This window comes from Polaromonas sp. (assembly GCF_016185115.1).
Taxonomy (GTDB): Bacteria; Pseudomonadota; Gammaproteobacteria; order Burkholderiales; family Burkholderiaceae_C; genus Polaromonas.
This window is the reverse complement of sequence record NZ_JACPOF010000021.1, coordinates 17,480-42,475: the sequence shown is the minus strand read 5'-3', so window position 1 is coordinate 42,475 and position 24,996 is coordinate 17,480. Positions and strand designations below refer to the sequence as shown.

Below are 24,996 nucleotides of genomic sequence, written 5' to 3'. Positions count from 1 at the left end.
CCCCAGGGGGCGACATCTGCGGCCCGGCAAAGCCGGTTCCGCGCTGTCTTTTGCGAAGACAACATCGCTGGGAGATTGAAACCAAAAAAAGGGCCGCTTCGCGGCCCTTTGCATTTCAGGCATTTAACATTCAGCCATGCTTGCACGTCACCATGATCCCATCGTCGCCATCGCTACCGCCCCAGGCCGCGGTGCCGTGGGCATTGTGCGTGTGTCGGGCGGCGACATTGCGCCGGTCATTCAGGCCATCTGTGGAAAGCCCCTGTCGCCGCGCATGGCGACTTACCTGCCTTTCAGCGACGCCACTGGCGGCGTGATTGACCAGGGTCTGGCCATTCATTTCCCGGCGCCCCACTCTTACACCGGCGAGGACGTTCTTGAGCTGCAGGCCCATGGCGGCCCCGTGGTCCTGCAGCTTTTGCTGGCGCGTTGCCTCGAGGCGGCGGCGGCCATCAACCCGCAGACGGGCAAGCCGTCACTGGCGAACATGCGGGTCGCGTTACCCGGTGAATTCACCGAGCGGGCTTTTCTTAACGACAAGATAGATCTGGCCCAGGCCGAAGCCATCGCCGACCTGATTGACGCCAGTACCGAAACGGCAGCCCGCTCTGCTGCGCGCTCGATGTCCGGCGAGTTCTCGCAGGCGGTCAATACGCTGCTGGAGCAGCTCATTCATCTGCGCATGCTGGTTGAGGCAACGCTGGATTTCCCGGAAGAAGACATCGACTTTCTGCAAAAGGCCGATGCGCAAGGCCAGCTTTCGCGTTTGCAGCAAACACTTCAGGGTGTCATGCAGAGTGCCGGTCAGGGGGCCATCCTGCGTGAAGGCATCAAGGTGGTGATTGCGGGCCAGCCCAATGCCGGTAAAAGCTCGCTGCTCAATGCCCTGGCCGGCGCCGAGCTCGCCATCGTCACGCCGATTGCCGGTACCACGCGTGACAAGGTCACACAGCTCATACAGATCGACGGTGTCCCCCTGCACGTGGTTGATACGGCCGGCTTGCGCGAAGCGCTGGATGAGGTTGAAAAAATCGGTGTCGAGCGCGCCTGGACAGAAATTGAAAGCGCTGATGCCGTACTGTTTCTGCATGACCTGACGCAACAAGGCGCCGCCGATTACATCCAGGCCGATGCGCATATCCATGAGGCCTTGCTGAAAAAGTTGCCCGCCACCACGCCGGTGATTGATGTCTGGAACAAATCGGATGTGGCTGCTGCCCCACCGGATGACCGCGGCGTTGCCGTCTCGGCCAGGACGGGCTCGGGGCTGGAGGAATTGCGTCTGCGCCTGTTGCAACTTGTCGGCTGGCAGTCTGCGCCTGAAGGTGTTTTTATGGCGCGAGAGCGGCATGTTCATGCCCTTCAAAAAGTGGATGAACAGCTGTCGCGTGCTTCTGCCCAGCTGCTGTCGCGGGTGCCTGCGCTGGACCTGCTGGCCGAGGACCTGCGGCAGGCGCAACGCCACTTGAGTGAAATCACCGGGCAATTTACGCCGGATGACCTGCTTGGCGAGATATTTTCGAAGTTTTGCATCGGTAAATAGTCTCTGCCCGCGCTCTCGGCACTTCAACCCAAAGTATTCATGTATCAGGTGTAAGCGGGCGTTAACATGCCTTGCCGGGGCTGGTCCGCCGCGGGTATCTTCCCTGCATCATGAATGCAGCACTACCCGCCAATCTACGGTTTGACATACACGGGCTTGCCCAGGCCATTGCGCATTGCAATGCGAGCGACGCCCTGCGCTGCCAGTTCTCACCCCAGAGTTGGGACATTCTTGCCGGATACATGCAACCCTTTGCACTGGGCAGCGGGCAGGTATTGATCGAGCAGGGGGCAACGGACCGAACCATCTATTTCATCGAAAGCGGCACGCTCAGCGTGCACTACGAAGATGAAAAGTCCCGTGTGCGTATGGCGCTTGTCGGGCCCGGAACGGTGATTGGAGAGGGCTCGTTCTTCTCGCATCAGGCACGCAGCGCGACTGTGCAGGCGTCGGGGGCCTGCAAGCTGTGGAGCCTCACGCCCATCCGCTTTCTTGAGCTTGCGAACCGGCAAAGCCCCTTGGCGCTGGAGCTGACCATGGCCATGGGCGGTGTCATGGCCAAAAGGCTCTACAACCGGCCGAAACGGGTTGCGGTGACCTGACGGTTTTGGCAAACTGCCGGTAACCGGCCGTCGCAGGCTTTGCCAGAGGTATGGCCAGCTCGGCAACCATTCTTCAACGAATCCGTGTTTTCGCCCCCCCGCATGTGGTCTCACAAGGCAAATGGCGAGTTGTGACTTATTGCCAGTTGGCGCAATTCCGGTTACTAGCGGTTTCACTGGCGTGCTGAGCGGTCCGCGTAACGCGCGGCCTCTTGCGTAAACTCCGATAAAGCGCAGTCCTGTGTTCAGGGTGGGCCCGGATCAACTGTTAGTCATGGGTGAAGCAGGGCAAGCAGCATCGTTTCATTTCGGGATCAGAAAATGTCCGTCTTCAATTGGTTCTCCCGCAAATCCCACACCCCCGCCCATTCCGGGCCAGCGGACAGCAGCGGCCTGCGTGACAGCTGTGGCCGGTCCGTGCCGGCAAGGGACAGACCCCAGGCGGCTCCGCCGGTCGCAAAGGCGGGCGCTGCAGATCCTGCCAATCGAAGCGAGTTGCGCAAGGTCAGGCGGCATGCGCGCCGCGAGCAGCTGTACGTGGCTGTACGTGAAGCAATGACGCGTGCCGGCGTGCTGGCTGCAAGCTACAGGTTCAAGGTGTTATCGCTCGATCAGCGCGGTGACCAGTTTCTGGTCATGATGGACGTTGCGTATTCCCTGGGGCGCCAGTCAGACAGGCTCGCCGATATCGAGACCCTGATCGTCCAGACCGCGAGGGCGCGCTTTGAGATTGTGGTGACGGCGGTGTACTGGCGATCAGATGCCAGGACGGCGGCTGAAGTCGCTGCAGATCGCACTGCGGGCCGTGAGACGATGACATCCGCGCCAATGCCGCTTGCTGTTGCGGTTTCGCAGGCGGCGGCGGTTTCCGACCGGCATGCCCCGCTCAACATGCCTTTGAAAAAACCCGCTTCGCGTTACGACCCCATCCAGGACGATGAGGTTACGGCCTTCAAGCAGGCGCTGGCCAGTGCATCTGCTGCGCCGGTGTCCGTCGATGCCAGCGGGAAGACGCGTACCGGCCTGCACTCATACACCTTGCTGACGGGGTTTGAAGACACCGAAATGCCCGAATCTGCTGCGGTGCCGGCGCTCAGCGCAACACAGTACGGCGACCTGAACTGAACGTCGCGCCCGGGTTTCAGTGACCCGCGAAATCCACCAGCGTGAACAGGGGCAGGCCAGCCGCCTGGATCTTCTGTGAACCGCCCAGCTCGGGCAAATCCACAATCGCCGCGCCTTCGGTCACAACGGCGCCGAGTTTTTCAAGCAGGTTTTTCCCCGCCATCATGGTTCCGCCCGTGGCTATCAGGTCATCGATGAGCAGCACGCGCTGGCCGGCGGTGACGGCGTCGGTGTGAAGCTCGACGGTGGCGTTGCCGTATTCCAGTTCATAGGTTTCCTGCACCGTGGTGAAGGGCAGCTTGCCTTTCTTGCGGATGGGCACAAAGCCGACATTCAATTCGTAGGCGACCACGGCCCCCAGAATGAACCCGCGCGCATCCAGGCCGGCCACAACATCGGGCCGCAGCGCCGGGTCCATGTAGCGGTGAACGAATGCGTCGATCAGCACGCGAAAGACTTTGGGGTTCTGCAGCAATGGCGTGATGTCCCTGAACTGCACACCGGGGGCGGGCCAGTCGGGGACGGTGCGGATGTGGTTTCTCAGGTAGGCGCTGATGCCTGCCCGGTTGAGGTTTTCGAGTTCTGGCATTGAGGACTACCTGTCAGGATGCGGAATTGTTTCTGGATGAACGGCGGCGCAGCAGATTTTCTTCTGCCATCGCCAGTGCTCCCGGCTTGCCGGACAACACCAGCGTATCGCCGCCTTCAAGCTGCGTATCTTCGCCCGGGTCTGCGGGTTTGCCATTGGCCCGGCGCAGGCTGACCACCCGCACACCAGCTGCATGCAGCGCAAAGGCGCCCAACGCCTGGCCGATGGAGCGCGTGCCCAGCGGCAAGGTCACCGTGGCCAGCCGTTCTTCGTCGAGTTCGTTGACGGTGTCGTCATCGGCACCGCGGAAGTAACCGCGCAGCAGGTTGTAGCGTGCGTCGCGCTGCTCCTGCACCACACGGATCACGCGCCGCATGGGTACACCTACCAGGGCCAGGGCATGGCTGGCCAGCATCAGGCTGCCCTCTATCGCTTCAGGAACCACTTCCGTCGCGCCGGCGGCCTGCAATTTTTCCAGGTCGTGGTCATCCACCGTACGAACAATGACAGGGACCGTCGGTGCGTGGGCCCGGGCGTTGGCCAGCACCTTGAGGGCGCTGGCGGTGTCAAGATAGGTCACCACCACAGCACTCGCCCGCGAAAGACCGGCAGCCATCAGGGCCTGCAGGCGTACGGCATCGCCGAACACGACGGAGTCACCGGCGGCGGCGGCCTGGCGAACGCGGTCCGGGTCCAGGTCAAGCGCCATGTAGGGGATGCCCTCGCCCTCCAGCATGTGGCCCAGGTTCTGGCCGCAACGGCCGTAGCCGCAGATGATGACGTGTTTGTCGGCGTTGATGGATTTGCGTGCGATGGTGGTCATCTGCAGCGACTGTTGCAGCCACTCGCTGGCCACCAGCTTCATCACGATCTGGTTGCTGTACATGATGATGAAAGGCGTGGCCAGCATGGACAGCACCATGCTGGCAAGAATCGGGTTGAGCAATGCGGGTGGCACCAGCTGGCTGTCATTGGCCAGCGACAGCAGCACAAAGCCAAACTCGCCGGCCTGGGCAAGGTAGAGGCCGGTACGCAGCGAGACGCCGGCTGTCGCACCGAGTGCCTTGGCCAGCCCGGTCACCAGCACCAGCTTGAAAATCACCGGCAGTGTGGCCAGCAGAAGAACCAGCGGCCAGCGCTCCAGCACGATGCGCCAGTCCAGCATCATGCCGACGCTGATAAAAAACAGCCCCAGCAGCACGTCATGAAATGGCCGTATATCGGTTTCAACCTGGTGCTTGAACTCGGTTTCCGAAATCAGCATGCCCGCGATGAAGGCGCCCAGGGCCAGGCTCAGGCCCGCGAGTTCGGTGAGCCACGATAACGCCAGTGTGACCAGCAGCAGGTTGAGTACGAACAGTTCCTCACTTTTGCGGCGCGCAACGATGGTCAGCCACCAGCGCATCACGCGTTGCCCGCCCGTCAGAAGAATGCCGACCAGAACGGCGGCTTTCAGCCCCGCCAGGGCCAGCGCGGTGAAGAGCTTGTCAGGCGACGAGCCCAATGCGGGAATCAGCACCAGCAGGGGCACCACGGCGAGATCCTGGAACAGCAATACGCCCATGATGCGCTTGCCATGTTCTGACTCAAGTTCAAGCCGCTCCGACAGCAGCTTGACCACGATGGCCGTGCTGCTCATGGCAATGGCGCCCGACAATGCAAGCGCGGTTTGCCACTCCATCTTCCACAGCGTAGGGGCCATGCTGGCAAGGAAAAGCGAGCCGAATGTGGCCAGCAACACCGTCAGCACCACTTGCAGCAGGCCGAGACCAAAAACATGTCCGCGCATGGACCGCAGCTTGGGCAGGTTGAATTCCAGGCCGATGACAAACATCAGGAACACCACCCCGAATTCGCCCAAATGACGCACAGCTTCGGCATTCTGCGAAAGTGCCAGTGCATGGGGGCCAATCAGCACACCCACGGCGAGGTAGCCCAGCATGGGCGGCAATTTGAGCGACCGGCACGCCACCACGCCCAGCACGGCGGCCAGCAGGTAAAGCAGGGTCAGTTCGAGCGCGCTCATCCTTTGATGGTAGCCCATGGGGGTCTCCATAAATCCGATTCCCGGGCGTATGGCGGCGTTGCGCGGTGCTCGGAATCCTCATGCACCCAAGTGCATTCCGGTGTCCTCCGCTCCGTGCGCCTTGCCCTCCATCCCGGGAATCGGATTTCTGGAGACCCCATTCCAGTAAAGCCTCGTCGCCCGGCACGCGTCGATAGAATGCTGTGATGACGTTTGACGCGCTTTCCTTTGATCCCTTGCAGGCGCAGGCACTTGCCCGCAAGACTTTCGAGATTGAAGCCGCCGCTGTCCTGGGGCTGGCCAGTCGCGTCGGGCCAGAGTTTTCCGAAGCCGTGCAGATCATGCTGGCCTGCCGCGGCCGGGTGGTCGTGATGGGTATGGGAAAGAGCGGCCACATCGGGCGCAAGATCGCCGCCACACTGGCCTCTACCGGTACGCCGGCCATGTTTGTGCACCCCGCCGAGGCCAGCCACGGCGACCTCGGCATGGTGACCGATGCGGACGTGGTCCTCGCCATTTCAAACAGCGGCGAGAGTGCCGAGCTGACCTCCATACTGCCGGTGCTCAGCCGGCAGGGTGTTCCGCTGGTGGCCATCACCGGGGGTGCAAACTCCTCACTGGCCAGGCAGGCCAGCGTCACGCTCGACAGCAGCGTGGCCAAAGAGGCCTGCCCATTGAATCTGGCTCCTACCGCAAGCACCACGGCGCAACTGGCGCTGGGTGATGCGCTGGCCGTGGCGCTGCTTGATGCGCGCGGCTTCAAGGAAGAAGACTTTGCACGCTCCCACCCCGGCGGTGCACTTGGCCGCAAGTTGCTGACCCATGTCAGTGACGTCATGCGCAGCGGCGACCAGGTGCCGCGTGTGACGCCTGGCACCGGCTTTACCGATCTGATGCGCGAAATGAGCAGCAAGGGGCTGGGCGCTTCTGCCGTGGTCGATGAAAACCGGCGCGTGCTGGGCATTTTTACCGACGGCGACCTGCGCCGCCTGGTCGAAAAAGGCGTGGACCTTCGCACCGCCACGGCGGGCGAAGTCATGCATGCCAACCCGCGCACGCTGCGCGCCGATGCGCTGGCCGTGGATGCGGTTGAGTTGATGGAGCAGCACAGCATCACCAGCGTGCTGATCGTTGATGATGAAGGCGCGCTGTGCGGTGCGCTCAACACCAACGATCTGATGCGGGCGAAGGTCATCTGATGTGGCCCCCACGGTCGTTCACTTCGTGTAACTTCCTGCCCCCCCGGGGGGCCGCTGCGCCTGCGGTCCGGCAAAGCCGGTCCCGCGGCCCCTGCTTGCACGGATCTTCTTGATGAGCGTCATGTCGCCTGCCCTGAGTTTTTCGCCAGAGTTGTTGCTCAAGGCACAAGGCGTACGCCTTGCTTTTTTTGATGTCGACGGTGTGTTGACAGATGGCGGCCTGTACGTGTCTGAACACGGCGAAACACTCAAGCGCTTCAACACGCTGGACGGCCACGGGCTCAAGCTCTTGCAGAAAGCCGGCATCACGCCTGTGGTGATCACCGGGCGCGACAGCCCTGCGCTGCGTGGCAGGCTGGATGCATTGGGCGTTGTTCATACGCATTTCGGCACAGAAGACAAACGCCCTGCCGCCGAGACCACGCTGAAGGCGCTGGGTCTGGACTGGTCGCAGGCTGCGGCTATCGGCGACGACTGGCCCGACCTGCCCGTCATGCGGCAGGCGGCATTCAGCGCGGCCCCCGCCAACGCCCACGCAGAGGTACGGGCGGCGGCTGATTACGTCACCCATGAGCAGGGCGGGCACGGTGCTGCACGCGCTTTTTGCGACCTGCTGCTGATAGCCGGTGGACATTACGCGGCCTTGTTGAAAGCCTACGCATGAGCAGGGCTGTCACGCCGTTGACGACCGCCTTGCGCGCCATGCGTGAACCCTGGCGCAAGGCCCTGCGCCTTTGGGACCACGTGTCCATTTACCTGCCGCTGCTGTTGATGGGCGGCCTGGCGCTGGGCACCTACTGGCTGGTGCGGAACTCGCCGGTGTTTGGTCCGGCCGAAGCGGCGAAGGAGGCCAAACACGAGATTGATTACTTCATGCGCAAGTTCACCATCAAGACCTATGATGAGACAGGCAGGTTGAAGAGCGAAATTTACGGCATAGAGGCGCGTCACTACCCCGATACCGATACGCTGGAGATTGACGCGCCGCGCATTCGCAGCATCAGCGATGCGGGTCGGCTGGTGACGTCTACCGGCAACCGCGCCCTGTCCAATGGCGATGGCTCGGAAGTGCAGCTCATGGGTAATGCGCGCGTGGTGCGCGAGGCCGCAAAAGATGCGGACGGCAACGATCTGCCGCGCATGGAGTTTCAGGGTGAATTCCTGCATGCCTACATCAATGATGAACGGGTCAAGTCGCACCTGCCGGTTGTGTTGATCCGCGGCAGTGACCAGTTCACGGGCGATACGTTTGCCTTCAACAACCTGACGGGCGTGGCCGACCTCAATGGCCGTGTCAAGGGTGTGCTGGTGCCCAGGGTGCTTGTGCCCGTGCCGCCCCGGTAGCGGCGTTCCGTTCAAAGTCAGGAGGGCCGTGTGTCCAGACTCGTATTCATCACAGGCGCCTCCAGTGGCATAGGCCAGGCGCTGGCGCTGCGGTTTTTTCAGGCGGGCTATCGGCTGGCACTGGTCGCGCGCCGGACTGCCGAAGTTGAGGCCTGGGCGCATGCCCGGTCCATAGGCGCCGACAGCTACCGGGTCTACAGCGCCGATGTGTCAGACATCGACAGCATTGTTGCCGCCGGCCGCGCCTGTATTGCGGCACAGGGTGTGCCTGATGTCGTCATTGCCAATGCGGGCATCAGCATTGGCATGGATACGGCCATGCGCGAAGACCTGGATGTGATGCGCCAGACCTTTGCGACCAACAACATCGGCGTGGCAGCCACCTTCAACCCCTTTATCGAGGCCATGGCCAGGCGTGGCTCGGGCGCGCTGGTGGGCATAGGCAGCGTGGCCGGCATTCGTGGCCTGCCGGGCCACGGCGCATACTGCGCCAGCAAGGCCGCAGTCATCGCCTACTGTGAAAGCCTGCGAGGTGAACTTAAAAGCGCGGGCGTGAATGTGGTGACGATTTGCCCGGGCTATATCGATACGCCGCTCACGCAGCAGAACAGCTACGCCATGCCCTTCCTCATGAAGCCGGACGACTTTGCGGACAAGGCTTTTGCGGCCATACAGGCTGGCAGCAGCTACAGCGTTATTCCCTGGCAGATGGGCGTGGTAGCCAAACTTTTGCGATTGTTGCCCAATGCCGTGTTCGACAAGGCGCTGTCGGGCCGTGCGCGAAAGAAGCGACTGGGCAGCTGAAGGCAGGTATTCTTTTTGGAAGCCTGCGCTGTATGGAGCTACCAATGCAAAAAGGCTTCAAAACCTGGGTCTTGAAGCCTTTTCAGCTTGCCATCAGCCTTTCGGCTGATGCGGGTGTGTGGGATCCGGGGGCTTAGTAGCCGCCGCGGCCACCACCACCGCCGCCGCCGGAACGGCCACCGCCGCCGCCGCCACCGTATGGGCTGCGGAAGCCGCCGTCACCGCCGCCACCACCGGAACGGCCACCACCGCCGCCACCGCCGTATCCACCACCACCACCACCACCGCCGTATCCACCACCACCGCCGCCGAAACCGCCGCTGCGTGGAGGACGTGCTTCCATGGGACGGGCTTCATTGACGACAACGCTACGGCCGCCCAGAGGCTGGCCGTTCATGCCGTTGATGGCTGCCTGGGCTTCTGCATCGCTGCCCATTTCGACAAAACCAAAGCCCTTGGAGCGACCGGTATCGCGTTCCATCATGACCTTGGCGCTGGTGACAGAGCCGAACTGGCCGAAAGATTGTTGCAAGTCTTCGTCGCGAACCGAGTACGGCAGATTGCCGACGTAAAGTTTGTTGCCCATGAAGGGACTCCTCTAAAACACAATAACAAAAGCGATGGGGTCCCGAAAGCACAACAAATGTTTATACGTACCGCTGTGGCGCGCGAAACTGACCGATCACCTGACCTGTACAAATGCGGACATTTGTAGGCGTACATTATGCGGCACTCGACTGGAAGTCAAGCAACATTGGTATTCTTCGATACGGGAAAAACCCTGTAACCACGCCATCTCCGGCGGTTTTGGGGGCGGCTTTACCCAAGCCCGGGGCCCTTGGCGGGTTTGTGTATCCGGGCGCGTCAGTCTGGCGTAAGCCGGTCGTCAGTTGCCGCTGTCGTCGGTGTAGCGCCGCCACTTCCCCATGGCGCTTCTCAGTGTCAGCACCTGGTTGGCAAATTTGGGGCAGGCCTTGCAGGCCAGCAGGTGCAGCTTCAGCGCGACCCTGTCCGGCAGGTTCAGGGCGCGGTCTTCCCGCGCGATGATCAGCGCCGCCGCTTCACGGCAGGTACGTCTGAGCAGGGTGAGTTTCGGTTTCACGTCAGAAATGCCTGTATGGCCAATAAGTTAACAGGCCCTAGGCGCCATGCCTGCCGAACCAGTTGATGTTGAGGCACTCCTGCAAACGCAGGCGGGCCCGGTGCAACTGGACATACAGGTTGGTCGGCGTCAGGGACAGTTCCTTACAGATGTCCTGCGACGACAGCTCCAGCCACTCGCGCATCAAAAACAGCCGGCCCAGCGCGGGCGGCAGGCGCTCCATGCAGGCGTCCAGCACCTGGAAAAACTGGCTTTGCTGCAAGGTCTTGTGCGGGTCGCCCCAGTCGTTGGGCTCCTCTGCAAAATGCCCGTCGGCCTTGAAGGCCATCCTGTCGAGCTCGTCGCCTTCATGGTCGGTATCCGCATCGGTGGCCGACACCTCACGCGTGTTGCTGCGGATCATGTCTATGACCTTGTGCTTGAGGATGCCGACCAGCCAGGTCTTGAGCTGGGAGCGGTTGCCGAAAGTCTGCGGTTTGGCCAGGGCCGCCAGCAGGGTTTCGGACACCGCATCTTCTGCCCAGGCGTCATTGCGCAGTTGCAGGCGCGCAAAACGCATCAGGTAGCTGCGGTGCTCGACGAGCTGCTCTTCAAAGGTGGCCATGGGCGGGAAGTCTAGCCCCGCAGTGTGCGATTGCGGTAGACATTTATTTTGATGCGGCGGTGTAAGGTTTGCTGTGCCTGGCCGACGCACCAGGCCCGCAATGACGACGGACTTTTGACGTATACGCTAAATTTTTAACGTGCACGGCAAAAAGACCCGAAAAGTTAACTTCCATATTAACTTTTGGCCCTTCCGGTATGCAGCGTGGCTCAAAAACATGCCAAAACGCCGAAAAAGGCCGTTCTCAGGGGCTAATTTCGGCTGCAAGCCAATAAATACGTACGTGAGCAGCTACCAAATAAATAGCAACCTGCCTGCAAATCCGTCTGCCCTACCAGTTCACTTCGCGGTCAGGCGTGGCGCCAATGCGGTGAATCGACAAATCCGCCCCTTCAAATTCTTCTTCCTGGCTCAGGCGCAGGCCCATGACCGCTTTCAGGATGCCGTAGACCACAAACCCCGAGGCCACGGCCCACACCACGCCCATCGCGCTGCCTATGAGTTGTGCGCTGAAACTCACGCCGCCCAGCCCGCCCAGGGCCTTGGTGCCGAAGATGCCGGCGGCAATCCCGCCCCACAAACCGCACAGGCCGTGCAGCGGCCATACGCCGAGCACGTCGTCGATCTTCCAGCGGTTTTGCGTCAGCGTGAACATCATGACGAACACGCCGCCGGCCACGCCGCCGGTGGCCAGCGCGCCCAGCGGGTGCATCAGGTCAGAGCCCGCGCACACGGCGACCAGGCCGGCCAGCGGGCCGTTATGCACAAAGCCCGGATCGTTCTTGCCGAAAGCCAGCGCGGCCAGCGTGCCGCCCACCATGGCCATCAGCGAGTTGACCGCGACCAGGCCCGAGATCTTGTCTATGGTCTGCGCGCTCATCACGTTGAAGCCGAACCAGCCGACGGTCAGAATCCACGCGCCCAGCGCCAGGAAGGGGATGTTCGATGGCGGGTGCGCCGACACCGCACCGTCCTTGCGGTAGCGGTTGCTGCGCGCGCCCAGCAGGATGACTGCCGGCAGGGCCAGCCACCCGCCCACGGCGTGAACCACGATGGAGCCGGCAAAGTCATGAAACTCGGCGCCCGTCAGCGACTTGATCCAGGCCTGCACGCCGAAGTGCTGGTTCCAGGCGATGCCCTCAAAGAAGGGGTAAACAAAACCCACGATGACGGCTGTGGCGATCAGCTGCGGGTAAAACCGTGCGCGCTCGGCAATGCCGCCCGAGATGATGGCCGGTATGGCCGCCGCGAAGGTCAGCAGAAAGAAGAAGCGCACCAGCTCATAACCGTTTTTGGCGGCCAGCTGTTCGGCGCCCACAAAAAAGTGGGTGCCGTAGGCCACGCCGAAGCCCACCACGAAGTAAACAATGGTCGAGACCGAAAAATCGACCAGGATCTTCACCAGCGCATTGACCTGGTTTTTCTTGCGGACCGTGCCCAGCTCCAGAAACGCAAAACCGGCATGCATGGCCAGCACCATGATGCCGCCCAACAAAATGAACAAGGCGTCTGAGCCCTGTTTTAGTGCTTCCATAGGTTCCTCTTGGATGAAAACTGAATGAATTGTTTGTTTGTGGTGCGTTATTGGCTGAAATTCAATGAGCGCACCAAATACAAGCAATAAATGCGCCAATAGCGTGCAATTCAGGGTTTAACCCGGGTATTGAGGCCAGAAGGGTTAGAATGAAGGCTGTCATTGGGGAGTAGCCGCCCTTCGTCTGCAAAGACTGAAAGGGGTTTGCGTCAACAGACTTGTCCGGCCTTGCAACAAGGCAGACATGGCGCAAACAGTTCCACAGACCTGGCGAGACCTTTGACTGCACAGCCTCCGCTATTGGCCGGGGATGCCGTGCAGTCAATGGTTTTTGTTTTCCGGCCGGAGGTCTATTTGTATGGAAGCTTTCCTCGTCTCTACAGGCATCGTCGCTCTCGCCGAAATGGGCGACAAGACGCAACTGCTGGCCCTTGTGCTGGCCGCCCGCTTCAAGAAACCCTGGCCCATCGTCGCCGGCATCTTTGTCGCCACCATCCTCAACCACGCGCTGGCCGGCGCTGCGGGCGCCTGTGTCACCACCCTGATCAGCCCGCAGACGTTGCGCTGGATTCTGGGCGCCTCCTTCCTCGCCATGGCCGTGTGGATGCTGATCCCCGACAAACTCGAAAAAGAAGAAGAAAGCAAAGCACCCCGCTTCGGTGTTTTCGCCACCACCGTGGTGGTGTTCTTTCTGGCCGAGATGGGTGACAAGACACAAATCGCCACAGTCATGCTCGCCGCGCGCTACAACGCCATGATCGCGGTCGTCGCGGGCACCACGCTGGGCATGATGCTGGCCAACGCGCCTGTCGTCTGGCTGGGCGAGCGCGTGACGCGGCTGGTACCGCTACGTGTGGTGCATGTGGTGTCTGCATGCGTATTCGCGGTGCTCGGGGTTATCGCCTTGTGGCCCATGCTGACCGGTGGTTGATCCGCACAAGCCCTCTTAAGCAAGCAGGTCCGCGGAACCGGCTTGGCCGGGCCGCAGGAGCAGCGGCCCCCTCGGGGGGCAGGGCGCTACACGCAGTGAGCAACCGTGGGGGTATACTTTCTTTAGCGCCGATTTGCCCAGCTTGCGGGCGCTTAAAAAGTACAGCTAAAGAAAGCCCATGAACCCGGACTCGCTTTAGCACCTGCTTGGCGACTTCGGGTTTTTGTTTTTCTGCAGGTGATTTTTTGCCCCTGATTGCCACATCGTCCAGCATGCACTTTGAAGCCCCTCTGGCTTTGCAGAGCGGCGCGTCCATACGTGCTTACGACATCAGCTACGAGACCTACGGCGAACTCAACGCCGACAGGTCCAACGCCGTGCTGATCTGCCACGCCCTCAATGCCTCGCACCATGTGGCTGGCGTTTATATAGATCCCGACGGCAAGGTCATAGCCAAATCCGAAGGCTGGTGGGACACCATGATCGGCCCGGGCAAGCCGGTCGACACAGACCGCTTTTTTGTCATTGGCGTGAACAACCTGGGCTCGTGTTTCGGCACCACGGGCCCCATGGAGGTCAACCCCGACACGGGCAATATCTATGGCGCAGACTTCCCGGTCGTCACCGTGCAGGACTGGGTCAATGCGCAGGCGCGGCTGCTCGATGCGCTGGGCATAAACACACTTGCCGCCGTGATGGGTGGCAGCCTGGGCGGCATGCAGGCGCTGAGCTGGACGCTGCAATACCCTGACCGCGTACGCCACGCCGTGGTCGTGGCCAGCGCCCCCAACCTCACGGCCGAAAACATTGCCTTCAACGAAGTGGCGCGACGCGCCATCATCACCGACCCCGATTTCAATGGCGGCAATTACAGCCGCAAGGGCGTGCTGCCCAAACGCGGCCTGCGCATTGCCCGCATGATTGGCCACATCACTTACCTGAGCGACGACGTGATGAACGAGAAGTTCGGCAGACAATTACGGGCCCCCACGCTTGTCGCTGCGCGTACTGCGCTGCCCCCCGAGGGGGCGCTGCGCCTGCAGCCCGGCGAAGCCGGTTCTGCGGCCCCGGCGGGTGAAGAGGCCGTTTTCCCGTCAGGCGCTTCACCTTACAAATACACAACCCAGGATGTCGAGTTCGAAATCGAAAGCTACCTGCGTTACCAGGGCGACAAGTTCAGCGAATACTTCGACGCCAACACTTACCTGCTGATCACGCGCGCACTCGATTACTTCGACCCGGCATCGGCTTTCGGCGGCGACCTCAGCGCAGCCCTGGCGAAGGCCACCGCGAAATTCCTGCTGGTGAGCTTCACCACCGACTGGCGCTTCTCGCCGGCCCGCAGCCGCGAGATCGTCAAGGCCCTGCTCGACAACCAGCGCGACGTGAGCTACGCCGAGATCGATGCGCCCCACGGCCATGACGCCTTCCTGCTCGACGATGAGCGTTACATGGGCGTGGTGCGCTCCTACTTCAACGCGCGGGTGGCGGCATGAACGCCGCCCGGCCGCCCGAAGGCGTTTGCACCGCAGTGCGCAGCACGAAGGTTTCTCAATGACCCCGATCACCGATATGACCGCCCAGCCATCGCCAGACCTGCTGTCGATAGCGCGTCTGGTGCCGCAAGGCTCGCGTGTGCTTGACCTGGGTTGCGGCACAGGTGAGCTGCTTGACCACCTGATCCGCGAGCGCGGTTGCTCGGGCTACGGTGTGGAGATCAACGACGCCAATGTGCAGGCCTGCGTGGCCCGCGGTGTCAATGTCCTGCAGCTCGATCTCGAAGCGGGCCTTGCCATGTTCGGCGACAACAGTTTTGACGTGGTGCTGCAGATCGACACGCTGCAGCATTTGCGCAATGCCGAAACCATGCTGATGGAAACCGCCCGTGTCGGCCGCATGGGCGTGGTGGCGTTTCCCAACTTTGGTTACTGGCGCAACCGCCTGGCCGTGCTGCGCGGCCGCATGCCGGTGACCCGCGTGCTGCCCTACCAGTGGTACGACACGCCCAATATCCGCGTCGGAACACTTGAAGATTTCGAGGCGCTGGCCACCCAGAACAGGCTCGACATCCTTGACCAGTTCGGCCTCCAGGAAGGTCGCGAAGTGCGGCTCTGGCCGAATGCACGGGCCAGCCGTGCCGTGTTCAAGGTGCAGCGCCGCTGACCGCCCTGCGCAAGCCTTGAGCGGGTTATCCTTGCCTCTTCACCATGACGCAGGCATCCACAGAAGCTCAACACCCGCGCGGCGCAACGCCGCTGCTTGAGCGCCTCTTTGGCGACTGGGTACAACGTGTCTCGCGTGACACGCTGCGCGCCGACGCGCTGGCCGGTTTGCTGGGCGCCGTGCTGGTGTTGCCGCAGGGCATTGCCTTTGCCACGCTGGCCGGGCTGCCGCCTGAATACGGGCTCTACACGGCCGTCATTCCCTGCATCATCGCGGCGCTGTTCGGCTCCAGCTGGCATGTGATGTCGGGGCCGACCAATGCCAATTCTCTGGCCCTGTTTGCCATGCTGTCGCCGCTGGCCTTTGCCTTCAGCCCGGCCTATATCCAGCTGGCGCTGGTCGTCACCATCATGGTGGGCATCATGCAGTGGCTGATAGGCGCGCTCAGGCTGGGCAGCCTGGCCAATTTCATTTCGCCTGCCGCACTGTTTGGTTTTACGTCAGGCGCGGCCCTGCTGATTGCGGTGTATGCCCTGCCCGATTTATTGGGGCTTGCGCCTGCAGCCGAGCATGGCGCTGCCGGGGTGTTGAAGCATGTGGTCTCGCAGGCCACGCATGCGCAACCGGCGGCATTGCTGGTGGCTGCGGTCACGGCCATCGTGGCATTTGGCGTGCGCCGCCTGCGGCCCAACTGGCCTTACATGCTGATGGGTCTTGCGGTGGCCACAGCTGGCACCATGCTCTGGCTGCACTTCACCACCAATCCGGTTTCGCCGATGCAGGCCTTGCGCACGGTGGGCGCGCTCAGCACGCCCTGGCCCAGGTTTGAACTGCCGCGCATCAACTGGGCCGCCGTGCCCGACCTGCTGGGGCTGGCTTTTGCATTGACGATTGTGGCGCTGGGCCAGGCCATCTCGATTGCCAAGGCGGTTGCTGCGCGCTCCGGTCAGCGCATTGATGCCAACCGCGAGTTTCGCGGCCAGGGCCTGTCCAACATCGTGGGCGGTTTTTTCTCGTGTTACGTGTCCTGCGGGTCCATGAACCGCTCCATGCCGAATCTGCAGGCGGGTGCGCGCACACCGCTGGCGGCCGTTTTTTCTGCATTGCTGCTGCTGGGTCTTGTGGCGGTGAGTTCATCCCTGCTGGCGCGCATCCCGATGGCCGCGCTGGCCGCCTTGCTCATGCTGGTGGCCATCACGCTGCTGGATATCCCGCGCTGGAAACAGCTCTTCAGCTTGAGCCAGACCGAGTTTGCCGTCGCCTTTGCCACCATGGTGGCCACCGTCACCATCAGGCTGGAGATGGCCATTCTGCTCGGCACCCTGCTGTCGCTGATGTCATTTCTTTACCGCACCTCAAAACCCGCCATGCGCACCATGGGCTTTGACGGCTGGGGGCAGGAGCGGCAGTTTGTGGTGATTGATGACGCGTCGCAAGCAATCACGCACGGCCGCCGCGCCGGGCCGCCCCAAGCAAGGCCAGCCCCCCCGGGGGGCAGCGCAGTACACGAAGTGACAAGCGTGGGGGCGCTATTTTTGCCTGAGTGCCCGCAACTCAAGCTCCTGAGGATGGAGGGTGAGGTTTATTTCGGTGCCACCCAGCATGTGGCAGACACACTTCACGCCCTGCGCCACACCCCGCCGGTGCAAAAACATTTGCTCGTCATGGGCAAAAGCATGAACTTCATAGACCTCGCGGGTGCCGAGCTCTGGGAGGCCGAACTCAATGCGCGCCGCGCCATAGGCGGTGACCTGTACTTCCACAGGCCGCGCCCCGAAGTCATTGCGATGTGGCAGACGACAGGCTTTACGCGGCTGCTGGGGCCCGAGCACCAGTTCCCCGACAAGCGCACCGCAATTGCCACCATCTTCCCCAAACTCGACCCGCAGATCTGCAGGGCTTGCACTGCACGCATATTCTGGGAGTGCAAAAGCGTGCCGCCGCCGGAGACCACAAACAATGTCTGACCATGCCTGAATTTGCCGCCAACCTCAGCTGGATGTACGCCGAGCTGCCACCTGACGAACGCTTTGGAGCAGCTGCCCGAGACGGCTTTACCGGTGTTGAAATCCTCTCCCCCTATGCATGGCCTGTCGATGAACTGAAGTCGCTACTTTCGGCCCATGGACTGTCGCTGGTGCTCATCAACGCGCCGCCCGCGGGCATTGATGCAGCCACCATAGAACGCGCGTGGTCGTCAGGACAGAAGGGCCTGGGCTGTGTGCCCGGACGCGAGGCAGAGTTCAATGCCGGGATTGACATTGCACTGGCCTATGCAAGCGCGCTGTCATGCCCGCGGATTCACGTGATGGCCGGTGTGGTGCCGGAAGGCGTGGACCGCGAGACCGTGCAGCCGACCTATGTCAGCAACCTGCGTCACGCTGCCCGCATGGCCGAACCGCTGGACATCAAGCTGCTGATCGAACCCATCAACACGCGCGACATTCCGCGCTATTTTTTGAACCGCCAGGACCATGCGCATGAAATCCTGCGACAGGTAGGCGCAAAAAACCTCAAGGTGCAGATGGACCTTTACCACTGCCAGGTGGTGGAGGGCGATGTGGCCATGAAGCTGCGCAAATACATCCCGACCGGCGACGTGGGCCATATTCAGGTGGCGGGTTCGCCCGGGCGCAATGAGCCTGACATTGGCGAGCTCAACTATCCCTATCTTTTTTCGGTGCTTGAAGAGCTGGGCTATCAGGGCTGGATAGCCGGCGAATACCAGCCCGTGCGCGGCAATCAGCCGGGGGCGACTTCCGCGGGACTGGGCTGGCTTCGGGCGGCTGGCTTACAGCGTGCAGGGTGAGACGCTCGATAGAATCGCACCCACCTTCACACCAAAAGCACACGTGTCCGACAGATCAGCCGTCCTTCCCCAATACCTGTTCCCCAAACAGGCGCTCACCAGCTTCGCGGGTTGGGTGGCTTCAAAAGAACGAGGCTGGGTGACGACAGAAATCATTCGCCGCTTTGTGGCGAAGTACGACGTGAACATGGGCGAAGCGCTGGATTCAGACATCGCCAGCTACAAAAGCTTTAACGACTTCTTCACGCGGGCGCTCAAACCCGGCGCAAGGCCCATCGCCAACGCTGACCTCATCTCGCCGGTCGATGGCGCGATCAGCCAGTTCGGGCGCATTGAACGCGACCAGATTTTTCAGGCCAAGGGCCACAGCTATTCGACCACCGCACTGGTGGGCGGTGATGCCGCACTGGGCGCGCAATACCAGGACGGCAGCTTTGCCACGCTCTACCTGAGCCCGCGTGATTACCACCGCATCCACATGCCCTGTGACGGCCGGCTTGTGCGCATGATTTATGTGCCGGGCGACCTGTTCTCGGTGAACCCGGTCACCGCGCGAGGTGTGCCCGGCCTGTTTGCGCGCAACGAACGTGTGGTCTGTGTGTTCGAGTCACCTCGCGGCCCTTTTGTGCTGGTGCTGGTCGGCGCCACCATCGTCGGCAGCATGGCCACCGTCTGGCATGGCGTGGTGAATCCGCCGCGCGGCAGGGGTGTACGCACATGGGACTACCCGGATGAGCCGACATCTGCCATACACATCAGGCAAGGCGATGAGATGGGACGCTTTCTGCTCGGCTCTACCGTCGTGATGCTGTTCCCCAAAGGTCCGCTCAGCTTCAACCCCGAGTGGGCGCCCGGCCGCAGCATCAGGCTGGGCGAGGCCATGGCTGACCAGTCCTAGCGGTCATACCTTCAGCAGGCCGCGCAAGTGATCAGACACATCCTGCACGGCTTTATCAAGGCACTGCTGCTGACAGGGCTGCTGAACACAACACTCTCACATGCTGCAGACGAGCCGCTGCGCATTGGCTCCAAACGGTTTACCGAGTCCTACATCCTCGCCGAGGTGCTGGCGCAAACCGCAGCCCCCCATGTGGCGACGCCGCCAGTGGTGCGCCACGGGCTGGGCAACACAGCCATCGTGTATGAGGCCCTGCGCTCAGGCAGCATAGAGCTGTACGCCGAATACACGGGCACGATTGCGCTGGAGATTCTCAAGAGCGATAAGCCGATGTCGCGCGATGCGATGAATGCGGCGCTGGCGCCTTTTGGTCTGGGCGTGACGGCGCCTTTTGGTTTTAACGACGGTTACGCACTCGCCATGCGCGCAGACCGTGCTGACAGCCTGGGCATTCGCACCCTGGCTGACCTTGCAAAACACCCTGAGCTTAAGCTCGGCCTGTCCAATGAATTCATAGGCCGTGCCGATGGCTGGAAGGGCCTGGCCGCGCAGTACCGGCTGCCGCAATCGCCAACGGGGCTGGACCACGGCCTGGCCTATGGGGCCATAGCTGCGAAGCAGGTCGATGTGATCGACATCTATACGACGGACGCCAAAATCGACAGCCTGGGCCTGCGTGTGCTCGGCGACGACCGCCAGTACTTTCCGCGCTATGACGCCGTGGTGCTGTACCGACTCGATGTGCCGGCGCGCTTCCCGGCCGCGTGGGCTGCGCTGCAAAAGCTCGAAGGCCGCATCGACGAGCGCGCCATGATTGCCATGAATGCGCGCGCCGAGCTGCAGGGCCAGGGTTTTGATGTGATTGCGCGTGACTTCCTCCAGGGCGGTGCGGCGTCTTCTGCGCAGCGCGGTTTTGCGGACAAGCTTTTTGGCCCTGACTTTGCACGTCTCACGCGCCAGCATCTGCTGCTCGTCGGCGCATCCGTCGCGCTGGCTTTGCTGATTGCTGTGCCGCTGGCCATTCTTGTCTTTCCGCATGTGCGGCTGCGTGCTGCCGTGCTGGGGCTTGCTGGCTTGTTGCAGACCGTGCCTTCGCTGGCGCTGCTGGCGGTGCTCATTTCATGGATGGGTGCCATTGGCACACTGCCCGCGCTGGTCGCACTCACGCTTTACGCGCTGCTGCCCACCATGCGCAACACCGTGACCGGTTTGAATGAGGTGCCGCAGGGCCTGCGCCAAGCCGCTATTGCGCTGGGCATGACCAACCGGCAAAACCTCTGGCTGGTGCAGCTGCCGCTGGCCTTGCCGACGCTGCTGGCCGGTGTGCGTACCGCCACCACCATTGCGATTGGCACGGCCACCATTGCCGCCTTTATAGGTGCGGGCGGGTATGGCGAACGCATAGTGACCGGGCTGGCGCTCAATGACCGCGGGCTGCTGCTGGCGGGTGCGCTGCCCGCTGCGGCGCTGGCCCTGATCAGCGAGGCTGTGTTTGAAGTGATCGAATGGCTGATGCGCAGGCGATTCCGTGGTGTCAGCTCAAAAGTGAATGCCCTTCAGGCCTGAAACCCAAGGCGCTGCAGCAAAGCCATGGCCGCAGCGGGCGCGCGCTCCTTCGCGCCGTTGATGAAAAAGATGAACACATCGCGCGGCGCCTGCTTTTTCGGCACATCTTCAATGCTCGGCAAATCATCGGGTGCGTCACCTGCAGCCCACAATTTGGCCCGTTCGGCCCAGGCATCAAGCGCGGCACCGGCATAACCGGTGTCAATCGCTGCGTCGCTCATCATCAGGCGTGCATAGGCGAAGTCGCTGGTGAGGTCAGCGAAAGACGGGAACTGCTCTGCGTCGGCAAACACCGTGGCCACCTTGTAGCGGCGCGCCAGCGCCAGGAACTCCGGCGTCATGAAACTTTCATTGCGCACATCGACCACATGGCGCAGCGCAATGCCGTCCGCTTTTGCTGGCAGCAGTGTGAGGAAGGCTTCGAAATCCGCCGCATCAAACACCTTGCCCGGCATGAACTGCCAGACGATGGGCCCGAGCTTGGCGCCGAGCTCGCTGATGCCGCTTTCCACAAAACGGGTGACGGACTCGCCCGCATCAGCCAGCATGCGCCGGTTGGTGGCGTAACGCGTGGCCTTGAGTGAAAAGACAAAACCTTCCGGCGTTTCGTCGTGCCACTTTTTGAAGCTGGCGGGCTTGAGCGTGCCGTAATAGGTGCCATTGACCTCGATGGCGCTGAGATGGCGGCTGGCGTATTCAAGCTCGCGGCTGTGCGGCAGGCCTTCGGGGAAAAAGTTGTCGCGCCATGGCTCATAAGTCCAGCCGCCTGTGCCCACTCGTATGGAATGTCTCATTGACGAATCATCCTTTTCAAGTTTTGATGTCATTTTGGTCCCGGCATGGTCTCCAAGGTAGCGCGGGATTTGGCAGAGGCGTAAAGTATGTTCCCTGTACCCGAGCCCGTCTGGAGTTTGCCTCATGAATGCCCCCCTGCACCGCGAAATCCCCGCCGACATCCTTGACGCCGCCCAGGCACTGTCACAGGTCACGCGCCAGTGGGACAGCGACATCGTCAAACAGCTGTCCGACTACATCGCCATCCCGGCCAAGTCGCCCGGCTTTGACAGCGACTGGAAGCAGCACGGCTACATCGACACTGTCATGCGCAATGCCGCCACCTGGGTCGAAGCCCAGAAGGTCGAGGGCCTGACGCTCGAAATCGTGCGCCTTGAAGGCCGTACGCCTGTGCTGTTTTTTGAGATTCCCGCCTCGCGTGGCGAGCGCCGCGCAGGGCCGCCCCAAGCAAGCTCAGCCCCCTCGGGGGGCAGCGAAGAACGCGAAGCGTCGAGCGTGGGGGCCATCACATCGACACAAACGGTTTTGATGTACGGCCACCTCGACAAACAACCCGAGTTCAGCGGCTGGCGCAGCGACCTCGGCCCATGGACACCCAAATATGAAGACGGCCTGCTGTATGGCCGCGGCGGTGCGGATGACGGTTACGCCGTTTACGCCAGCATCGCGGCCGTGCAGGCCCTCAAGAGCCAGAATGTGCCGCATCCGCGCATCGTTGGCCTGATCGAAACCTGCGAGGAAAGCGGCTCCTACGACCTGCTGCCCTATGTGACGGCACTCAAGGACCGCCTCGGCGATGTAGCCCTCGTCGTCTGCCTGGACTCCGGCGCCGGCAACTATGACCAGCTCTGGCTGACCACCAGCCTGCGCGGCAACGGCGGGGGTGTGCTCAAGGTCGAGGTGCTGACCGAAGGTGTGCATTCCGGCGATGCGAGCGGCGTCGTGCCGTCGAGCTTTCGCATCATGCGCGAGCTGCTGGACCGCCTTGAAGACAGCAAGACCGGCCGCCTGCTGCCGCAGAGTTTTCACTGCGAGATCCCGGCCGACCGCATGGCCCAGGCCAAAGCCACCGCCGCCATCCTGGGCGACGAGCTGTACAAACGATTTCCGTGGGCGCACTACGACTGCGAAGGCTCCAGCGCCTTCACGCTGCCGACGACGACCGACCCGCTTGAGGCGCTGCTCAACCGCACCTGGCGGCCGACGCTGAGCGTGACCGGTGCCGAAGGTTTCCCTGCTTTCAAGGACGCCGGCAATGTGCTGCGGCCCTACACGGCGTTCAAGCTGTCGCTGCGCTTTCCGCCGCTGATTGACGCCGGCACCGCGGTGCAGGAGCTTAAAAAACTGCTGGAAGACAACGCGCCCTACAACGCCAAAGTCACCTTTGAAAGCAACGGCGGGGCGACCGGCTGGAATGCGCCCGGCACGGTTGACTGGTTTGAAAATGCCCTCAACGAAGCCTCGCAAAACTTTTTCGGTGCGCCCTGCGGCACGATTGGCCAGGGCGGCACCATACCGCTGATGAACATGCTGAGCCAGGGCTTTCCCAAGGCGCAGATGATGGTCTGCGGCGTGCTCGGCCCCAGGAGCAATGCACACGGGCCGAACGAGTTTTTGCATGTGCCTTATGCGAAGAAGCTGACAGCGGCGGTGGCGCAGGTGATTGCGCGCATGCCCGGCTAGGCTCAGGCCGCGCCAGACTGCATCAATAAAAAAAGACCTGTTCCCTAATGACATCTGCAGTTGCCCTGCCGTTCATTGCGCGTGACGGTGAACTTCTCGCGCTGTACGAGTGGCAGCCCGACAGCGGCCCGGCCGGCCTTGAAGACGCCGGAACCGGCCTTCGCGGCATGGTGCTGATCGTGCACGGCCTGGGTGAACATGCCCTTCGTTACGAGCATGTGGCTGCCCAGCTCACGGAATGGGGTTTTGTCGTGCGCTCCTATGACCAGCGCGGGCACGGAGAGTCCGGCGGCGCGCGTGGAGCGGTGCCTACGGAAGCCGCCCTGCTTTATGACCTGGCCGAGATCGTTGATGACACCCGGGCGCACGCCCTCAACCGGGATGGCGGGGTCCGTCCCCTGCCGCTCATCCTGCTGGGCCACAGCATGGGCGGCCTGATCGCCGGGCGTTTTGTGGCGCTGGGCGTGCGGCCGGTGTCGGCCCTGGTGATGTCCTCGCCGGCGCTGGATGCCGGGCTGAGCGCCTTCCAGCGCTTCAAGCTCAAGATCGGCTACCGGCTGGCCCCCAACCTGTGCGTCGGCAACGGCCTGAATGCCGACTACATCTCGCACGACGAAGATGTGGTGCGCAACTACAAGGCAGACCCGCGCATCCATAAAAAAATCTCGCCGCGCCTGGCCAGCTTCATCACGCGTGCCGGCCCGCCCACGGTCAGGGCTGCGGCAAAGTGGTGCGTGCCCACCCTGCTGATGTATGCGGGCCAGGACAGGCTGGTCAACCCGGCCGGCAGCCGCGCATTTGCAGAAATTGCGGCCAGTTCAAAAGCGGTCAAACCCGACACGGTCACCGCTCACTGCTTCGAGGGCATGTACCACGAGATCTTCAATGAGCGCGATTCGGGCGAGGTTTTTATCAGGCTGAAGTCCTGGCTGGACGAGCATTTTGAATAGCGGCCAACCCGGGCGGAGCGCTGGAAGCGCTATTAATTAAGTAGCTGCTCACGCACGTATTTAAAGGGCTAGAGCCATATTTGACGCCAAAAACAGGCCTTTTTTGCCTGTTTTTTAAGCACCATCCAGTGGAGATCGGGCTGGAGGGCAAAATGTTAACTTCCATATTAACAATCCCCCGGTTTTTAATGCTTGCGTTAAATTTTTGCCGTAAACATTAAAATCAGGGCGGTGGAGCTGATGTAGCTCAGCGGCGATTAAGCAAACCACCCAGCATGCCCATCAGGTCGCCGGAATTGCCCAGGCCGCCCTGGGGTGCCTCGCCGCCCGGCGTCAGCTTGTCGATCAGCCCCGGCAGCACGTTTGACAGCTGGCCAGCGGCTTCGTCAGGGCTGACGCCCAGTTTTTCTGCCAGCCCGGCCATGGCGTCAGAACCCAGAACATTGGTGAACTGGTCAGCCGAGACGCTCTGGTTCTGGCCGCTGCCTATCCATGAACCGACCACATCACCCAGGCCTGCCTGCTGGAACTTCTCGACCAGGCCGGAAAGACCGCCGTGCTGGCCGTCATTGCCCAGCATGCCGGTGATGGCCTGCACCAGCTGCGGGTTGCTGGCTGCCATGGCGATCAGCGCACCCAGCCCGCCAGCCGCAGCGCTGCCGTCCGCCGATGGTTGACCTTTGTTGATGGCGCCCAGAACGGAATCGAATAAACCCATGACATGCCCCT

General features: G+C 62.0%; 23 protein-coding genes, 1 pseudogene and 1 riboswitch. Of the genes and pseudogenes, 16 read left to right on the top strand and 8 right to left on the bottom strand.

Going from position 1 to position 24,996, the window contains the following annotated elements:
• Window positions 1–136 precede the first annotated feature (136 nt).
• The 3 genes from mnmE to HYX42_RS15570 all read left to right on the top strand — a co-directional run bounded on the left by mnmE (window position 137) and on the right by HYX42_RS15570 (window position 3,270).
• Window positions 137–1,543 carry a tRNA uridine-5-carboxymethylaminomethyl(34) synthesis GTPase MnmE gene (gene mnmE, locus HYX42_RS15580; protein WP_293404629.1) on the top strand — a complete coding sequence of 469 codons (1,407 nt, stop codon included), beginning with the start codon at window positions 137–139 and terminating at the stop codon, window positions 1,541–1,543.
• Window positions 1,544–1,653: 110 nt separating this feature from the next.
• Window positions 1,654–2,145, top strand: coding sequence for a Crp/Fnr family transcriptional regulator (locus HYX42_RS15575; RefSeq protein ID WP_293404627.1), 492 nt, complete (start codon window positions 1,654–1,656; stop codon window positions 2,143–2,145).
• A 321-nt stretch (window positions 2,146–2,466) separates the two neighbouring features.
• Window positions 2,467–3,270 (top strand): hypothetical protein, encoded by an 804-nt coding sequence (locus tag HYX42_RS15570; protein WP_293404625.1) that lies wholly within the window; start codon window positions 2,467–2,469, stop codon window positions 3,268–3,270.
• Window positions 3,271–3,286: 16 nt separating this feature from the next.
• On the opposite strand, the gene HYX42_RS15565 is transcribed toward HYX42_RS15570, so the two are convergent.
• Complete coding sequence (locus HYX42_RS15565; RefSeq protein ID WP_293404623.1) at window positions 3,287–3,859, bottom strand: adenine phosphoribosyltransferase; 573 nt, start codon at window positions 3,857–3,859, stop codon at window positions 3,287–3,289.
• Between the two features lie 13 nt (window positions 3,860–3,872).
• Window positions 3,873–5,885: a monovalent cation:proton antiporter family protein gene (locus HYX42_RS15560; RefSeq protein ID WP_293405420.1), complete on the bottom strand. Its 2,013-nt coding sequence runs from the start codon at window positions 5,883–5,885 to the stop codon at window positions 3,873–3,875.
• 206 nt (window positions 5,886–6,091) lie between these two features.
• Here HYX42_RS15560 and HYX42_RS15555 point away from each other — a divergent pair, with 206 nt between their 5' ends.
• The 4 genes from HYX42_RS15555 to HYX42_RS15540 all read left to right on the top strand — a co-directional run bounded on the left by HYX42_RS15555 (window position 6,092) and on the right by HYX42_RS15540 (window position 9,232).
• Window positions 6,092–7,084 (top strand): KpsF/GutQ family sugar-phosphate isomerase, encoded by a 993-nt coding sequence (locus HYX42_RS15555; protein WP_293404621.1) that lies wholly within the window; start codon window positions 6,092–6,094, stop codon window positions 7,082–7,084.
• Window positions 7,085–7,196: 112 nt separating this feature from the next.
• Complete coding sequence (locus HYX42_RS15550) at window positions 7,197–7,748, top strand: HAD hydrolase family protein (protein WP_293404619.1); 552 nt, start codon at window positions 7,197–7,199, stop codon at window positions 7,746–7,748.
• Window positions 7,745–8,428: an LPS export ABC transporter periplasmic protein LptC gene (lptC, locus tag HYX42_RS15545; protein WP_293404617.1), complete on the top strand. Its 684-nt coding sequence runs from the start codon at window positions 7,745–7,747 to the stop codon at window positions 8,426–8,428. The genes HYX42_RS15550 and lptC overlap by 4 nt, the downstream gene beginning before the upstream one ends.
• 30 nt (window positions 8,429–8,458) lie before the next feature.
• On the top strand, window positions 8,459–9,232 hold the full coding sequence (locus HYX42_RS15540; protein WP_293404615.1) for an SDR family oxidoreductase: 774 nt from the start codon (window positions 8,459–8,461) through the stop codon (window positions 9,230–9,232).
• A gap of 133 nt (window positions 9,233–9,365) precedes the next feature.
• On the opposite strand, the gene HYX42_RS15535 is transcribed toward HYX42_RS15540, so the two are convergent.
• The 4 genes from HYX42_RS15535 to HYX42_RS15520 all read right to left on the bottom strand — a co-directional run bounded on the left by HYX42_RS15535 (window position 9,366) and on the right by HYX42_RS15520 (window position 12,472).
• On the bottom strand, window positions 9,366–9,818 hold the full coding sequence (locus HYX42_RS15535; protein WP_293404613.1) for an RNA-binding protein: 453 nt from the start codon (window positions 9,816–9,818) through the stop codon (window positions 9,366–9,368).
• 300 nt (window positions 9,819–10,118) lie between these two features.
• Window positions 10,119–10,334 carry a zf-HC2 domain-containing protein gene (locus tag HYX42_RS15530; RefSeq protein ID WP_293404611.1) on the bottom strand — a complete coding sequence of 72 codons (216 nt, stop codon included), beginning with the start codon at window positions 10,332–10,334 and terminating at the stop codon, window positions 10,119–10,121.
• 37 nt (window positions 10,335–10,371) lie between these two features.
• Window positions 10,372–10,938 (bottom strand): sigma-70 family RNA polymerase sigma factor, encoded by a 567-nt coding sequence (locus tag HYX42_RS15525; RefSeq protein ID WP_293404609.1) that lies wholly within the window; start codon window positions 10,936–10,938, stop codon window positions 10,372–10,374.
• A gap of 331 nt (window positions 10,939–11,269) precedes the next feature.
• On the bottom strand, window positions 11,270–12,472 hold the full coding sequence (locus tag HYX42_RS15520; RefSeq protein ID WP_293404607.1) for an ammonium transporter: 1,203 nt from the start codon (window positions 12,470–12,472) through the stop codon (window positions 11,270–11,272).
• 152 nt (window positions 12,473–12,624) lie between these two features.
• Window positions 12,625–12,819, top strand: a riboswitch (yybP-ykoY riboswitch).
• Window positions 12,820–12,830: 11 nt separating this feature from the next.
• Here HYX42_RS15520 and HYX42_RS15515 point away from each other — a divergent pair.
• From HYX42_RS15515 to HYX42_RS15485, 7 genes are all read left to right on the top strand, one after another.
• A complete protein-coding gene (locus tag HYX42_RS15515) occupies window positions 12,831–13,403 on the top strand; it encodes a TMEM165/GDT1 family protein (RefSeq protein ID WP_293404605.1) in 573 nt (190 codons plus the stop codon).
• Window positions 13,404–13,648: 245 nt separating this feature from the next.
• The gene (locus tag HYX42_RS15510; protein ID WP_293404603.1) at window positions 13,649–14,899 is read left to right on the top strand and encodes a homoserine O-acetyltransferase; all 1,251 of its coding nucleotides are present in this window, start codon (window positions 13,649–13,651) and stop codon (window positions 14,897–14,899) included.
• 58 nt (window positions 14,900–14,957) lie between these two features.
• Entirely contained in the window at window positions 14,958–15,566 is a 609-nt protein-coding gene (gene metW, locus HYX42_RS15505) for a methionine biosynthesis protein MetW (protein WP_293404601.1), read from the top strand.
• A 44-nt stretch (window positions 15,567–15,610) separates the two neighbouring features.
• Entirely contained in the window at window positions 15,611–17,533 is a 1,923-nt protein-coding gene (locus tag HYX42_RS15500; RefSeq protein WP_293404599.1) for a SulP family inorganic anion transporter, read from the top strand.
• A 2-nt stretch (window positions 17,534–17,535) separates the two neighbouring features.
• Window positions 17,536–18,375, top strand: coding sequence for a TIM barrel protein (locus HYX42_RS15495; RefSeq protein ID WP_293404597.1), 840 nt, complete (start codon window positions 17,536–17,538; stop codon window positions 18,373–18,375).
• Between the two features lie 43 nt (window positions 18,376–18,418).
• On the top strand, window positions 18,419–19,273 hold the full coding sequence (gene asd, locus HYX42_RS15490) for an archaetidylserine decarboxylase (RefSeq protein ID WP_293404595.1): 855 nt from the start codon (window positions 18,419–18,421) through the stop codon (window positions 19,271–19,273).
• 63 nt (window positions 19,274–19,336) lie between these two features.
• The gene (locus HYX42_RS15485; RefSeq protein WP_293405417.1) at window positions 19,337–20,839 is read left to right on the top strand and encodes a glycine betaine ABC transporter substrate-binding protein; all 1,503 of its coding nucleotides are present in this window, start codon (window positions 19,337–19,339) and stop codon (window positions 20,837–20,839) included.
• On the opposite strand, the gene HYX42_RS15480 is transcribed toward HYX42_RS15485, so the two are convergent.
• Entirely contained in the window at window positions 20,830–21,633 is an 804-nt protein-coding gene (locus HYX42_RS15480) for a DUF72 domain-containing protein (RefSeq protein WP_293404593.1), read from the bottom strand. The two genes, HYX42_RS15485 and HYX42_RS15480, sit on opposite strands and share 10 nt — an antisense overlap.
• A gap of 124 nt (window positions 21,634–21,757) precedes the next feature.
• Between HYX42_RS15480 and HYX42_RS15475 the strand changes: the two genes are divergently transcribed.
• On the top strand, window positions 21,758–23,317 hold the full coding sequence (locus HYX42_RS15475; RefSeq protein WP_293404591.1) for a M20 family metallopeptidase: 1,560 nt from the start codon (window positions 21,758–21,760) through the stop codon (window positions 23,315–23,317).
• Window positions 23,318–23,364: 47 nt separating this feature from the next.
• Entirely contained in the window at window positions 23,365–24,267 is a 903-nt protein-coding gene (locus HYX42_RS15470) for an alpha/beta hydrolase (RefSeq protein ID WP_293404589.1), read from the top strand.
• A 247-nt stretch (window positions 24,268–24,514) separates the two neighbouring features.
• Here the strand turns inward: HYX42_RS15470 and HYX42_RS15465 are convergent.
• Window positions 24,515–24,988, bottom strand: a pseudogene (locus HYX42_RS15465) (YidB family protein); the annotation flags it as partial.
• Window positions 24,989–24,996: the final 8 nt, after the last annotated feature.

Bases quoted from the DNA above. Each gene is read 5' to 3' on its own strand.
- mnmE (WP_293404629.1), top strand. From the start codon at position 137: ATGCTTGCACGTCACCATGATCCCATCGTCGCCATCGCTACCGCCCCA.
- HYX42_RS15575 (WP_293404627.1), top strand. From the start codon at position 1,654: ATGAATGCAGCACTACCCGCCAATCTACGGTTTGACATACACGGGCTT.
- HYX42_RS15570 (WP_293404625.1), top strand. From the start codon at position 2,467: ATGTCCGTCTTCAATTGGTTCTCCCGCAAATCCCACACCCCCGCCCAT.
- HYX42_RS15565 (WP_293404623.1), bottom strand. From the start codon at position 3,859: ATGCCAGAACTCGAAAACCTCAACCGGGCAGGCATCAGCGCCTACCTG.
- HYX42_RS15560 (WP_293405420.1), bottom strand. From the start codon at position 5,885: ATGAGCGCGCTCGAACTGACCCTGCTTTACCTGCTGGCCGCCGTGCTG.
- HYX42_RS15555 (WP_293404621.1), top strand. From the start codon at position 6,092: ATGACGTTTGACGCGCTTTCCTTTGATCCCTTGCAGGCGCAGGCACTT.
- HYX42_RS15550 (WP_293404619.1), top strand. From the start codon at position 7,197: ATGAGCGTCATGTCGCCTGCCCTGAGTTTTTCGCCAGAGTTGTTGCTC.
- lptC (WP_293404617.1), top strand. From the start codon at position 7,745: ATGAGCAGGGCTGTCACGCCGTTGACGACCGCCTTGCGCGCCATGCGT.
- HYX42_RS15535 (WP_293404613.1), bottom strand. From the start codon at position 9,818: ATGGGCAACAAACTTTACGTCGGCAATCTGCCGTACTCGGTTCGCGAC.
- HYX42_RS15525 (WP_293404609.1), bottom strand. From the start codon at position 10,938: ATGGCCACCTTTGAAGAGCAGCTCGTCGAGCACCGCAGCTACCTGATG.
- HYX42_RS15520 (WP_293404607.1), bottom strand. From the start codon at position 12,472: ATGGAAGCACTAAAACAGGGCTCAGACGCCTTGTTCATTTTGTTGGGC.
- HYX42_RS15515 (WP_293404605.1), top strand. From the start codon at position 12,831: ATGGAAGCTTTCCTCGTCTCTACAGGCATCGTCGCTCTCGCCGAAATG.
- metW (WP_293404601.1), top strand. From the start codon at position 14,958: ATGACCCCGATCACCGATATGACCGCCCAGCCATCGCCAGACCTGCTG.
- HYX42_RS15500 (WP_293404599.1), top strand. From the start codon at position 15,611: ATGACGCAGGCATCCACAGAAGCTCAACACCCGCGCGGCGCAACGCCG.
- HYX42_RS15495 (WP_293404597.1), top strand. From the start codon at position 17,536: ATGCCTGAATTTGCCGCCAACCTCAGCTGGATGTACGCCGAGCTGCCA.
- HYX42_RS15480 (WP_293404593.1), bottom strand. From the start codon at position 21,633: ATGAGACATTCCATACGAGTGGGCACAGGCGGCTGGACTTATGAGCCA.
- HYX42_RS15475 (WP_293404591.1), top strand. From the start codon at position 21,758: ATGAATGCCCCCCTGCACCGCGAAATCCCCGCCGACATCCTTGACGCC.
- HYX42_RS15470 (WP_293404589.1), top strand. From the start codon at position 23,365: ATGACATCTGCAGTTGCCCTGCCGTTCATTGCGCGTGACGGTGAACTT.